Genomic DNA, 13,116 nt, shown 5'->3' with positions numbered 1-13,116 from the left:
ACTTAATTATACGTATTCATGCAAAAGTTATTCATCCTGGTGTGTTGTCTGTTGGGGAGTGGAGTGGCCATGGCGCAGGACAATACAATCGCCGCCAATGGAAATGTAAGAGTGGTGAAAGATAGTCGTGTGGATGTGCTGATTAAGAAACAGATCTACATTAACACCCTGGCTATCCGCAACCAGTCCGGTTTCCGGGTACAGGTGATTTCCACCAACAAACGTGGTGATGCCAATGAAGCCAAAGCCAAAGTGATGCAGCTTTTTGGTGATTACCGTACTTATCTCGATTACCAGGCCCCCTATTTTAAAGTGCGCGTAGGCGATTTTAAAACCCGTGAGGAAGCAGCTGAATTACGGGACAAATTATCCGACCTGTTTGCGGGCGGTGTATTTGTAGTACCTGCCATTATTAACGTGTCACTGGATAAAGAACTATCGAATGAAGAACCGTATTAAAGAACTGGCGAAAGCATATGCACCGGAGTTTACTGCTATAAGAAGACACCTGCATTCCCATCCGGAACTGTCTTTCCAGGAATTTGAAACCACTGCTTTCATACAAAAGCAATTAACTGCTTTTGGTGTTCCTTTCAAAGCAGGTATTGCCGGCACGGGGATCATAGCACTGATAGAAGGTAAAAACCCTTCCTCCAAAACCATCGCACTGCGTGCAGATATAGATGCGCTGCCCATCACTGAGGCCAACGACGTGCCCTATAAATCTGCCAATGTTGGCGTAATGCATGCCTGTGGGCATGATGTGCACACTTCCTGTGTACTGGGTGCTACCAAGATATTGAATGAATTAAAAGACGGGTTTGAAGGTACTGTCAAGGTGCTGTTTCAGCCAGGCGAAGAAAAGCATCCAGGCGGCGCCAGCATCATGATTGAAGAAGGCGCCCTTGAAAATCCGCGTCCCGACGCTATCCTGGGGTTGCACGTGCATCCTTCCATGGAAGCCGGTAAGCTTGGGTTTCATGCCGGTAAATATATGGCCAGCGCCGATGAAATTTATATTACCATTAAAGGTAAAGGCGGTCATGCTGCGCAGCCGCATCTTACAGTAGATACCATCCTGGTAGCTTCCCAACTGGTAGTGAGCTTACAGCAGATCATCTCCCGTAACAACAATCCTTTTTCTCCTTCTGTATTATCTATCTGTGCTTTCAATGGAGGATTCACTACCAATGTGATTCCCAGCGAAGTGAAGCTGATGGGGACTTTCAGGGCAATGGATGAAACCTGGCGTTTCAGGGCGCATGAGCTGATACGCAAACAGGCAACCGGTATTGCGGAAGCAATGGGCGCTGAAATTGATGTCGAAATATTAGTGGGCTATCCTACTTTGTACAATAATGAAGAAGTAACCAATAAAGCCCGCGGCTTTGCTACGGAATACCTCGGCGCTGAAGCGGTAGGCGATACGGAAATCAGGATGGGCGCAGAAGATTTCGCTTTTTATTCCCAGGTGGTACCGGCATGTTTCTTCCGGTTAGGGACGGGTAATGCTGCAAGAGGAATTACCTCCGGTGTGCATACGCCTACTTTTGATGTAGATGAACAGGCCATAGAGATAGGTATGGGAACAATGGCTTACCTGGCAACACAGTTTTAAAAAGATATAACAGCAACGTCCCGATGGAGATCGGGACGTTCATTTTTAACACAAAAACTTGTTATGTAAATTATAAACCAGCTGGAAAGCAGGTTTGTGCATTGATAGAATTTATTGCTAAAGAGTTAATTAAATCGTTTCAGGCTTTTCAGCGATTTGCCCGTTATATTCAGGTTATCTAAGCTATCCACACTAAAATCCCCCGCCTGATAAGGCGCATAAAAGTATAAAGACCCGCGTTTACCCATTGTTACCTTTACAGAGTCCAGCACATTGTCTTCAGTTACTTCCAGCGTATTGTTTTCTTTCCCTGTAAAGGAGAAGCTGTTGATTTTTGAATTATGCATGTATACATGTATCTGCCCGCCGGCGTTGATGTGCAGGCTGGGAGAGTTTACCTCTGAAACGGTAATAGCATAACCTGTTCTGTTGTCGATATAGCGGATAGCGGGGCTAAATAACACTACATCGCGTGGTTTGCTGATCTCTATGTAGAGGGTATCACCCAATAGATTGTAGGTAGCATTCTTATAGAATTCGAGCTGATATTCCGGCGATTCGCGGATATAGACAGTAGCTTCACGATCATCAGTTTTTGCCACCGTACTTTTTAGCACCAGTGCCTTAAATGCAGGAATGGTTACTTTGGCGTAATCCGGATCCTGCTTTGGCTGGTGGTTAATAGTGTTTGTAATGCCTTTGTTGTAATTGGCTTTTAATATAATGGCAGAAAGCAGCATGAGTAATACCAGTACGCCTGAAAAGCCTGAGAATAGTTTATTGCTGGTTTTCATGTTAATTGAAATTTGATTTTTTAAATTTCTCAAAATGAGGTTTCAGTTCATCGAGGTCAAGATCCAGCAGGTACATGCTTCGGAAAAAACTGGGCAATTCATTCTTTATAAAGGCTTCCTTCTTAAATTGCTTTATTTTCTTCACTGCATCCCCGCTGATAAAATAGCCGATCCCTCTTTTATTCTGGATGATTTCCTGCTGTTGCAGGAGCTCGCAGGTACGCATTACCGTGTTGGGATTTACTTCCAGCGAAACCGCCAGTTCCCTTACAGATGGAATACGCTCCTCCGGCTGCCATTTGGTAAGCAATATCTGTTCGCAGATATAATCTGCGATCTGTACATATATTGCTTGTGTATCTTTAAATTCCATTTCACAGAGTTTTTAAATTTCTTGATCCTTCAACCGGAAATAAGCAATGGTCCAGAGTACGGGCGCTATCACAAATTTTATCATAAACAGGTAGGTATCCTGCAGCCATTTTGGGATCAGGTATATGGTTGTATGCCAGGAGAAAGGCCCGCCTTCCAGTTTGCCTACCAGCAGGAAGGGTACTGATCTTTTCCAGAATTCATTGCCGAACCCAAAAATAAGTGTGATGATCACACAGTTAATCAGCCACAGCGCGAATCCGAAAACGAAAACGGATAACACCGTTTTGATAAAACTGTACTTGTGGAAGTAGGTGGCGCCCAGCAGGAATGCCGCCTGCAAAATGAAGTATCCATAATAGATGTATACTTTTTCTTTAGGATTGTCCAGGAACAGGTAGTCTTTTTCTATTTTCACACCTATCGCTGCCTGTTGTGCGTTTTCAATAATTTTGAAGCTGAGGTAGCAGCTGATATGATAAGCAATGAAGTAGCCGATGCTGCTGATGAGGAGCAGGGTGATGAATTTCTCAAACTGTGAGGCTGGCAGCATTAAGAAATCCACACCTTTTTCTTTACTGCCCAGTTCATTAAAGGCCCTGCTGGTAAACAGCATGCCACCAAAGAAGAGGCCAATGTAATAGAAGGATGCCAGATCGCTTAGTTGCCGGAAGGGATCGCGGGCTACAGTTATCATCAGCACTGCTATTCCCGTCATGAGCCCGAATATGGTGAGCATGCCCATCCCGTAAAAGCGGTAATGATCGGTAAAGTGTTTTTGCAGGTATAACTGCATACGGCGAACATTAAATACGTTATTTGGTTGCATGGGTGAATCAGTTGAATATTTCCTGGATAGGTTTATGATTGGTGAGTACTGCATTAAAGAGCAATTCCATATCTATTTTACTTTGTTCATGGCCTGCATTGCGGGTTATGATGGTATGTCCGCGCACGTTGCTGTCGGCGAAGAGGATGCCGGTAGTTTCTTCTATCCTGCTCACTGTTTTGAAGCTCAGTTTATCCGTCACCGTTTGTACATCTTCCCGGAAAATAATTTTGTGCCCGTCAATGATCACGATGCTGTCGATCAGGTTATCAAGATCGCGTACCTGGTGAGTGGAAATCACGATACATTTATCATTGCTCACCGCGGCGGCAATCACTTTGCGGAACTGGCTTTTGGAGGGAATATCGAGCCCGTTGGTAGGTTCATCCATAATCAGTGCCTTGGTGTTGGTAGCCAGGGCGAAGCTGATCAGCACTTTCTTTTTTTGCCCGTACGACATTTCCGTTAGCTGCTGATCCCTGGGGATCTCAAATTCCTTCAGATAGTTGTAGAATGCGGCTTCATCGAAGTTGGGGTAAAAAGGGGCATAAATGTTTACATATCTTTTCACACTTACTTTCGGAAGATAGAATTCTTCCGGTACGAGGAATATCTCCCGGAGGAAGGCTGGTTGCCTTTTTGCGGACGGGTAGCCCAGTACTTCGCAGATGCCGCTGTCGGGGAACAACAGGCCGGCTATTTGTTTAAGGAGTGTGGATTTGCCTGCCCCATTTTTTCCAAGCAAACCATAAATGTGTCCTGCTTCCAGCCGTAGCTGTAAGTTTTCGAACAGGGGCTTGTTTTTCCGGTAACTGAATGTCAGGGATTGGATGTTAATCATATTTCGTGGTTTAGTGTACTACTTAACTAGTACACTATAAAGATAAGGGTATATTTTGAAATGCAAAATAAATTTTAACGGGAGTGGGTTTTGTCCTGGAACACTGATTAGGATGATTACTGTGATCTTGTTTTTGGGGAGATGATAATAAGGGGAGATATAAGCGGGTATACCTATTGGGATTGCCTTCTGAAGGCGAAGTTGTCTTGATCAGACAAGAGCATTTGTTGATTTGAGCTTAACAAAAAAGGAGATGTAAGCGAGTATTTGTTCGCTTACATCTCCTTTATATTATCATATCATCTCCTTAAAAAATAATCAGGGTAATCATCCTAATCAGTGTTCCAGGACAAAATCCGCGTCTACAGCTCAGGATACAGCGGGAACTGCTGCATAAATGTATTCACTTCGCCCCTTACTTTGAGGATCAGCGCTTCATTGTCCGCATCCAGGAGGAGTGCATCGATCCAGTCAACGATCTGGCCCATATGGCTTTCGCTCAGGCCGCGGGTAGTGATGGCAGGAACACCGATACGGATACCGGAAGTGATGAATGCGGATTTATCGTCGAACGGCACCATGTTTTTGTTTACGGTGATATCGGCTTTTACCAGTGTTTGTTCGGCTTTTTTACCGGAGATATTTTTGTTGCGGAGGTCAATCAGCATCAGGTGATTGTCCGTACCACCGGAAATGATCTCATATCCTTTGCTCACAAAGCTTTTAGCCATTGATTGTGCATTCTTCAGGATCTGGTTGGCGTACACGGTATAGTCGTCCGACAGGATCTCGAAGAAAGACACAGCTTTCGCAGCAATCACGTGCTCCAGCGGGCCGCCCTGGATGCCGGGGAATACAGCAGTGTCGATGAGAGAGCTCATCAGGCGGGTTTCGCCTTTTGGCGTTTTCAGACCGAATGGGTTCTCGAAATCAGCGCCCATCATGATCATACCGCCACGTGGGCCACGGAGTGTTTTGTGTGTGGTAGTGGTTACAAAATGGCAGTGAGCAAACGGAGAGTTCAGCAGTCCTTTGGCGATCAAACCTGCAGGGTGTGCTATATCAGCCAGTACAAAGGCGCCTACCTGGTCGGCTATCTCGCGGATACGTTTATAGTCCCAGTCGCGGCTGTAAGCGGATGCGCCGCAAACAATCAGTTTTGGTTTTTCGCGATTGGCTATTTCTTCCATTTTATCATATTCCACCAGGCCTGTTTCTTTGTTAACGCCATAGAAATGAGGTTGGTAGAGCTTTCCGGAATAGTTTACAGAAGAACCGTGGGTAAGGTGACCGCCCATGCTCAGATCCAGTCCGAGGATTTTATCGCCCGGCTGCAGGATAGCCAGCATAACAGCTGCATTGGCCTGTGCGCCGGAGTGAGGTTGTACGTTCACATAAGCGGCGCCAAATATTTGTTTTGCCCTGTCGATAGCCAGTTGTTCGCTCTGGTCCACAATTTCACAGCCTGCATAATATCTTCTGCCAGGATACCCTTCGGCATATTTATTCGTCATCACATGTCCCATCGCCTGCATTACCTGTAAGCTGGTAAAGTTTTCAGATGCGATCAACTCGATGCCATGGCGCTGACGCTCCAATTCCTGGCCGATTAAATCAAATATTTGCTGGTCTCTTTGCATGTTGCCTTAAATTTGGTGCAAAAATAAATGAAAGCCAGATCAATTGCAAGCTTAAAGCCTTGCGCTTTATGCTTTCCGCTTTTTATGTTAATTTCGCCGCATTCGAGCAGCAATAGCTAATCCTAACTACAACACTAAATGAAGGCAATAATACCAGTGGCAGGGGCAGGCACCAAGCTTCGTCCACATACATATACACAGCCTAAAGCATTAATACCTTTAGCCGGCAGGACCATTCTCAGTATCATTATTGATCAGCTGGTGGATGCGGGTATCACAGAATTCGTTTTTGTGGTAGGTTATCTTGGAGAAAAGATCCAGCATTACGTGGAAAAGAAATACCCCCGGCTTACCTGTCACTTTGTACAGCAGAACAGTCGTGAAGGCACGGGGCATGCATTGTCACTTACCCGCGATGTAGTAGGGAATGACGAAGTATTGATTGTACTGGGAGATACTATCTGTGAATGTGATTTCAAAGAAGTGATCGCTTCTCCTTTTTCCATGCTGGGCCTGAAGAAAGTAGATGACCCGCGTAACTTCGGCGTAGCAGAACTGGATGAACAGGGTAAGATTACCCGTGTAGTGGAAAAGCCACAGATCCCTAAGTCGAACCTCGCACTGGTAGGGCTGTACAAGATCAAGGAAACGCAGCAGCTGTACGAATGCCTGCAAAGCAATATCGACAACAGGATAAAATCGCACGACGAGTTCCAGCTTACAGATGCATTGGAATGTATGATTGAGCACGGCGTACAGTTTAACGGCTTTAAAGTATCCAACTGGTTCGATTGCGGCAGGAAAGACACCCTGCTGGAAACAAACGCGATCCTGCTGAAGAAGTACAAACTGGCCAGTAACCCGGTATTACCATATGAAAATACGATCATCATCCCACCGGTGAGCATAGGGGAAGGCTGTAATATCAAAAACGCTATTATAGGCCCTAATGTGGCTATTGGCGATAATACGGTGATCAATTATTCTATTGTGAAAGACTCTATCATCGGTTCTTTCAGCAACCTGTATGAAGTAGTATTGAAATCCTCGCTGATAGGCAGTGATGCCAATATCCGCGGATTGAGCCAGAGCCTGAACATAGGTGACAATACAGAAATAGACCTGGGATAATACCGGCGCATCAAGCTATAGTATATTCGCTTATGAACAACCGTATCACTTCCTTATTCAATATTCAATACCCTGTGATCCAGGCTGGTATGATCTGGGCAAGCGGATGGCGTTTAGCCAGTGCTGTTAGTAATGCCGGTGGACTGGGCCTTATTGGTGCGGGAAGCATGTACCCTGCAGTGCTGCGTGAACATATTCAGAAATGTAAACAGGCCACTGGTAAGCCTTTTGGCGTGAATGTGCCGCTGCTGTACCCTGATATCGACCAGCTGATAAATATTATACTGGAAGAAGGGGTACAGATTGTATTCACCTCTGCGGGGAATCCTAAAACATGGACACCGGTGTTGAAAGCAGCCGGCATCAAAGTAGTGCATGTTGTATCCAGTGCGGCTTTTGCATTAAAGAGCGAGGCGGCAGGTGTAGATGCAGTAGTAGCAGAAGGATTTGAAGCCGGTGGCCATAACGGCCGTGAGGAAACCACTACCATGGTACTGATCCCTTCTGTATGCGAACAGGTAAAGATACCTGTTATTGCCGCCGGCGGCATAGGCTCAGGAAAGGCAATGGCAGCCGCCTTTGCACTGGGAGCTTCCGGGGTACAGGTAGGCAGCCGTTTTGTAGCAACGCCCGAAGCATCTTCCCATATAAATTTTAAGCAGGCAGTGGTAAATGCCAAAGAAGGTGATACCATGTTAAGCCTGAAGAAACTGGCGCCGGTGCGGCTTATCAAGAATAACTTTTACCAGGCGGTACAACAGGCGGAAGATAACGGCGCAGACGCCAATGCGCTGAGAACCTTGCTGGGAAGGGCCCGCGCCAAATCTGGCATGTTTGAGGGCAACCTTGAAGAAGGGGAGCTGGAAATAGGACAGGTAAGCGCGCTGATACATGATATTAAACCTGCAGCAGTAGTACTGGAAGAAATATGGACAGAGTTCAGGGATACTATCCGCCGGTTAAATAGCCTGGAGAGCTGAATGGTTACCTGAACAAACGCCCCGGTAACCATCCACAAAAATTTATTGTTTTCTCACCACCCACTTCATCGCTTCTTTCAGCGTGATCTTCTTTCCATACATCAGGATACCTGTACGGTAGATCCGGCCGGCCATCCAGGTGGTCAGCAAAAAACCGCCGATCAGGCAAACAAACGATAATCCCAGTTGCCAGTAAGGCACGGTGCCCGGAACACCATAAGGCAGGCGGGCCATCATTACCATGGGGGAAGTAAAAGGGATAATGCTGCCCCATACAGCCAGCGAACTGCCGGGATCCTGTACTGCCTTCATCATGATCATAATACCAATGATAATGGGTACCGTTACGGGAATAGTGAGCTGCTGCACATCGGAGGCATCCTCATTTACCAGGCTGCCAATGGCGGCATAAAGGGCAGAATAAAAGAGATAACCTCCCAGGAAATACAATACAAAGCAAGGCACCAGCAGGGCCCAGTTGATACTGCCTACCACATCCCTCATTTTATGGATCATTTCGGCGGTTTGTGCGGGATTGCCCTGGGCAGCGGCAGCCTGCACACTTTCAGGCGAAAAGAACAGCGGTATCAGGGAATAGATAGCGGTAATAAGCACTCCCCATATAAAGAACTGCAAGAGGCCTACTGCCGCTATACCGGTAATTTTTCCCATCATCAGCTGGAAAGGCTTTACGCTGGAGATCATTACTTCTGCAATACGGCTCACCTTCTCTTCCATTACGCCTCTCATTACGGAAGTGCCAAACAGCAGGAGCACAAAATAGATGATGAACCCACTGGCATAGCCTACGCCATAGGCCACCCAGGAGCTGCCTTTCTTTTCATCCTTCCCGTTTTTAAAGGTCACTTCCACATCAGACCTGATCTCGTCCATCTTTGACTGGTCAATGCCCCGCAGCTCCATGCGTTTCTTTTCAATGATACTGTTGATATCCTTATTGATACTGTTCTCTATGGTGATGCTTGCCTGGCCGCTGCTGTAAAATTCAAATCCTGATGGTCTGCTGATATCGAAATCGGGGATATACAGAACCCCTTCGTATCCAAGTTCGCTGTAATGCAGCTTTAGACTGTCGATGGGCTGATCCTGCACATATTTGAAATAAACGCCTTTGGAGTCCGGGAATTTATTTTCAAACAGCCCGCTCTTGTCCACCACGGCAATGAGCTTATGCTCACTGGAGGAAGTAGACAGCAGGATGGGCACAATGATCATAGCGGCGAATGCCAGCGGCACCAGTAAGGTGGTAATAAGGAATGATTTTTTACGTACGCGGGTAAAAAATTCCCTTTTTATAATGAGCCAGATTTTTTCCATAAGTAGCAGGTTGATCAGGCCAGCGGCAGAGCAGCTACGGGTGTGTTGCTGTTTTCAGTTTGCTGTACCTGGGTGATGAATACTTCGTTGATAGAAGGCAGGATTTCCTCAAAATAGGTAACAGGAATGTCCTGGCGGATGAAATGCAGCAGGATATCGTTAGTACTGCTGTCTTCATTCATTTTCACGGTAAACGCTTTATCATGTGTTTGCACAATGTTAAAGTGATAGGTAGCCATTTGTGCAGGGTTAGGCATAGTGCCCAGTCCTATTTTGAAGAGCCCCTGTTTAAAGTCCTGCTGGATTTGTTTTACGCTGCCGTCCAGTATTTTATGGCCCTTGTTGATCAGCATGATATGATCGCAGATCTCTTCCACCTGTTCCATGCGGTGTGTGGAAAAGATGATGGTGGTGCCTTGCTGACTGAGGTTGAATATTTCCTGTTTGATGAGGTTGGAGTTGATGGGATCCAGGCCGGAGAAGGGCTCATCGAGGATCAGCAGTTTAGGCTGGTGCAGGATGGTGGAGATGAACTGTACCTTTTGCTGCATGCCTTTACTGAGTTCATCCACGCGTTTATTGTACCAGGAGTTGATGTCAAATTTATCGAACCAGTATTTGATCTTCTGCACGGCATCTTTCCGGCTAAGTCCTTTGAGCTGGGCGAGGTAGAGTGTTTGTTCGCCCACCATCATTTTTTTATAGAGCCCTCTTTCTTCCGGCATGTACCCGATGTGTTGCACATCGTTTTCGGGATCAAATTTTTGTCCGTTGAAAAGGATCTGGCCTTCATCGGGGTAGAAGATGCCTGTAATCATGCGGAGCAGGGTTGTTTTACCGGCGCCGTTGGGGCCCAGCAAGCCGAAGATGCTGCCCTGTTGTATCTCAAAACTGACATCATCCACTGCTATGTGGGTTTCATAATGTTTTTTCAGGTGTTTGACTTCCAGTAGGTTCATGATGAAAAATTAGTGATTAATCCCCAATAAATAATCATAATATTTCTATGATAATTTTGCGGCGATGATGGCAGCTACGCGTTCTCCGTCCATTGCAGCAGACACTATCCCGCCGGCATATCCTGCGCCTTCTGCACAGGGATAGAGGCCGGCTACCTGCGGATGTTCCAGCGTGTCGTTGTTGCGTGGAATGCGTACCGGTGAGGAGGTGCGGGACTCTGTGGCAACCAGCACTGCGTTTTCTGTATAATATCCTTTCATTTTGCGGCCAAATGCTTTGAAGGCGCCGGCAAGGCGCTGGTGCACCACCTGGGGTAATACGCTGCGCAGATCAGCGCTGTTGAGGCCGGGCACATAGGAGCATTCCGGGAGGGAAGCAGAAACTTTTTTATTGACGAAGTCGGTCATACGTTGGGCCGGCGCAACGAAGTTGCCGCCGCCGGCGTGATACGCCTGTTTTTCAACGGCCTGCTGGAAGTACATGGCTGCAAGCGGGCCGTGATGGGCAAATGGTGCGAAGTCGGATTCATCAACAGTGACCACCATGCCTGAGTTAGCGAAGGGGTTGTTCCTTTTGGAAGGCGACCAGCCGTTTACCACCAGTTCGCCCGGATCTGTAGCTGCGGGGGCAATTATGCCACCGGGGCACATACAGAAGGAGAATACGCCCCGGCCTTCCACCTGTTCCACGAGGCTGTAGCTGGCAGGCGGGAGATACTCGCCGCGCACGCTGCAATGGTATTGTGCGCTGTCGATCAGTTCCTGCGGATGTTCTACGCGTACGCCAAGTGCAAAAGGTTTGGCTTCCAGCAAAATGTTTTGCTGGTGGAGCATGATAAATATATCGCGGGCGGAATGGCCTGTGGCGAGAATGAGTTGTTTGCCTTCAAATACCTGTCCTGTAGCGGTTTGTACGCCGGTAACCGCGCCATTGCTGATCTGTATGGCACTTACTTTTTGTTCAAAGTGTACTTCCCCGCCGCTGTTGATGATCTGTTCACGCATAGCAGTGATGATATGCGGGAGTTTATTGGTACCGATATGAGGATGCGCATCGATCATGATTTTATCTTCTGCGCCGAAGTGGACGAATATATTGAGGATGCGGTTTATATCGCCGCGCTTATTGGAGCGGGTGTATAGTTTGCCATCAGAGTAAGTACCGGCGCCACCTTCACCGAAGCAGTAGTTGGAGTCGGGGTTTACAATACCTGTTTTATTAAGTGCGGCGAGGTCGCGGCGTCTTGCACGAACATCCTTGCCGCGTTCCAGTATAACGGGTTTTACGCCTGCTTCTATCAGTCGCAGTGCTGCGAAAAGCCCTGCGGGACCTGCCCCTGCAATGAGCACCTGTGGCGCATTAGCTGGCAGGGAGGGATATACCGGATGGGTATGTTGCCTTTCTTCAAATGGCTCATTGACAAACACCTGTATGGTAAGGACAAAGAACACCTGTTTGGAACGCGCGTCTATAGAGCGTTTCAGGAGGTTGAACCCTGTGATACTGGATGCTTTTACGCTGAGTGCCGTAGCGGCGTGCTGAATAATGTGGGTATGGGAAGCGGCATCGGCCGGCAGTAATTTGAGAGATATTTGCTGTATCATATTAACGGTTAGGTGTTTATCCTAAAACTGCAGCAAAGATAAGCAATACAGGGTTATGTATAAAAATGAGTAAAGCGAAGACACAAAGGGATTTTATCCGCTTATGTCTTCGCTTCGGTAGCTTGTATGCTTTCAGCCTAGAAAGGGAGGTCGTCGCCGCCATCTCCGCCGCTAGCCGGCATTTGAGGAGTATTGTAGTTAGGCATTGGATCTGCGCCCGGAGCAGGTGCAGCCATAACAGATTCCATACGCCATGCATCCAGGTTGGTGATATAATTCACTTTACCATCTTTTTCCCATCTGGTGCCTTTGATATTGAAATAAACTTTAACGTTTTCACCCTCATTGAACCGGTCTACAATACCAGTGCGGTCTTGCACCGACTGAAACTTTATATAGTTGTTGATAACACGGCCATTGATGTCGTCAGACTTCTCAATAACGAACTCTCTTGTTTTAAAAGTTTCGCTACGTTGCACCGTGTTGTACTTCACAATCAGCTTTCCGGTAATTTCAAAACTCATAGAAAAATTATTTTAAATTCAGAAGGGTCAAAGATAAGGTTTTCGACTTAGTGCGGACAAATATTTTTTATTAATCCGGTGCGCGCGGATATAAATAAATACTTTCATAATTACTATCCCTTAATTCATTTTTTTAAATGGAGATACTAACATAGTTTTGCACCCTCTCCCAAAAAAGTGTGAATATCTCAGGCTTATTCAGTGAACGTTTTTTGTTGAGAGAAAGGATACAATATTATTTTATCAATTATATATCCATATTTATGATAAAAAGGAGAATGGAAAAGATAAATGTGCTGTTAATCAATGGGGTTCATAGTAGTGAAAACCTTGTCACGTGTGGGCTGTAAAGCCACAGCAGTAGTGGAAAAAGGAGTTTTGGTACTCTGTAATCAGGAGAATATAAACAAGGGTAGATAAATTTTTTTTTTCAACATTTTCTACAGATATTCGTCGTCCTGTCTGAAAATTTTTCAACATCCTGC

Annotated in this window: 13 protein-coding genes; 4 read left to right on the top strand and 9 right to left on the bottom strand. The window is 46.3% G+C overall.

Annotated features, from left to right (window positions below):
• The first annotated feature begins 18 nt into the window (after nucleotides 1–18).
• Together FN124_RS07005 and FN124_RS07000 are read left to right on the top strand one after the other, a co-directional pair.
• A complete protein-coding gene (locus FN124_RS07005; RefSeq protein ID WP_142684021.1) occupies nucleotides 19–459 on the top strand; it encodes an SPOR domain-containing protein in 441 nt (146 codons plus the stop codon).
• Complete coding sequence (locus FN124_RS07000) at nucleotides 443–1,618, top strand: M20 metallopeptidase family protein (protein ID WP_142684020.1); 1,176 nt, start codon at nucleotides 443–445, stop codon at nucleotides 1,616–1,618. The genes FN124_RS07005 and FN124_RS07000 overlap by 17 nt, the downstream gene beginning before the upstream one ends.
• A 125-nt stretch (nucleotides 1,619–1,743) precedes the next feature.
• Here the strand turns inward: FN124_RS07000 and FN124_RS06995 are convergent, their stop codons facing one another.
• The 5 genes from FN124_RS06995 to glyA all read right to left on the bottom strand — a co-directional run bounded on the left by FN124_RS06995 (nucleotide 1,744) and on the right by glyA (nucleotide 6,094).
• Entirely contained in the window at nucleotides 1,744–2,412 is a 669-nt protein-coding gene (locus FN124_RS06995; protein WP_142684019.1) for a hypothetical protein, read from the bottom strand.
• Between the two features lies 1 nt (nucleotide 2,413).
• Entirely contained in the window at nucleotides 2,414–2,785 is a 372-nt protein-coding gene (locus FN124_RS06990) for a GntR family transcriptional regulator (RefSeq protein ID WP_142684018.1), read from the bottom strand.
• Nucleotides 2,786–2,797: 12 nt separating this feature from the next.
• Nucleotides 2,798–3,613, bottom strand: a complete 816-nt coding sequence (locus FN124_RS06985) for a hypothetical protein (RefSeq protein ID WP_142684017.1) — start codon at nucleotides 3,611–3,613, stop codon at nucleotides 2,798–2,800.
• 7 nt (nucleotides 3,614–3,620) lie between these two features.
• Nucleotides 3,621–4,454: an ABC transporter ATP-binding protein gene (locus FN124_RS06980; protein ID WP_142684016.1), complete on the bottom strand. Its 834-nt coding sequence runs from the start codon at nucleotides 4,452–4,454 to the stop codon at nucleotides 3,621–3,623.
• A gap of 362 nt (nucleotides 4,455–4,816) precedes the next feature.
• Nucleotides 4,817–6,094: a serine hydroxymethyltransferase gene (gene glyA / locus FN124_RS06975; RefSeq protein WP_142684015.1), complete on the bottom strand. Its 1,278-nt coding sequence runs from the start codon at nucleotides 6,092–6,094 to the stop codon at nucleotides 4,817–4,819.
• A 138-nt stretch (nucleotides 6,095–6,232) separates the two neighbouring features.
• Between glyA and FN124_RS06970 the strand changes: the two genes are divergently transcribed.
• Nucleotides 6,233–7,225: a sugar phosphate nucleotidyltransferase gene (locus FN124_RS06970; protein ID WP_142684014.1), complete on the top strand. Its 993-nt coding sequence runs from the start codon at nucleotides 6,233–6,235 to the stop codon at nucleotides 7,223–7,225.
• A gap of 32 nt (nucleotides 7,226–7,257) precedes the next feature.
• Complete coding sequence (locus FN124_RS06965) at nucleotides 7,258–8,205, top strand: NAD(P)H-dependent flavin oxidoreductase (RefSeq protein WP_142684013.1); 948 nt, start codon at nucleotides 7,258–7,260, stop codon at nucleotides 8,203–8,205.
• Between the two features lie 42 nt (nucleotides 8,206–8,247).
• Here the strand turns inward: FN124_RS06965 and FN124_RS06960 are convergent, their stop codons facing one another.
• From FN124_RS06960 to FN124_RS06945, 4 genes are all read right to left on the bottom strand, one after another.
• Nucleotides 8,248–9,543 carry an ABC transporter permease gene (locus tag FN124_RS06960; RefSeq protein WP_142684012.1) on the bottom strand — a complete coding sequence of 432 codons (1,296 nt, stop codon included), beginning with the start codon at nucleotides 9,541–9,543 and terminating at the stop codon, nucleotides 8,248–8,250.
• 14 nt (nucleotides 9,544–9,557) lie between these two features.
• Nucleotides 9,558–10,502 (bottom strand): ABC transporter ATP-binding protein, encoded by a 945-nt coding sequence (locus tag FN124_RS06955; RefSeq protein WP_142684011.1) that lies wholly within the window; start codon nucleotides 10,500–10,502, stop codon nucleotides 9,558–9,560.
• A gap of 45 nt (nucleotides 10,503–10,547) precedes the next feature.
• Nucleotides 10,548–12,107, bottom strand: a complete 1,560-nt coding sequence (locus FN124_RS06950) for an NAD(P)/FAD-dependent oxidoreductase (protein ID WP_142684010.1) — start codon at nucleotides 12,105–12,107, stop codon at nucleotides 10,548–10,550.
• Nucleotides 12,108–12,244: 137 nt separating this feature from the next.
• Complete coding sequence (locus FN124_RS06945) at nucleotides 12,245–12,631, bottom strand: DUF3127 domain-containing protein (RefSeq protein ID WP_142684009.1); 387 nt, start codon at nucleotides 12,629–12,631, stop codon at nucleotides 12,245–12,247.
• Nucleotides 12,632–13,116 lie beyond the last annotated feature (485 nt).

Origin of the sequence: Chitinophaga polysaccharea, from assembly GCF_902150045.1 — a bacterium.
Taxonomy (GTDB): domain Bacteria; phylum Bacteroidota; class Bacteroidia; order Chitinophagales; family Chitinophagaceae; genus Chitinophaga; species Chitinophaga polysaccharea_A.
The sequence above is the reverse complement of the archived record's forward strand: the minus strand, read 5'-3'. Positions and strand labels throughout refer to the sequence as shown.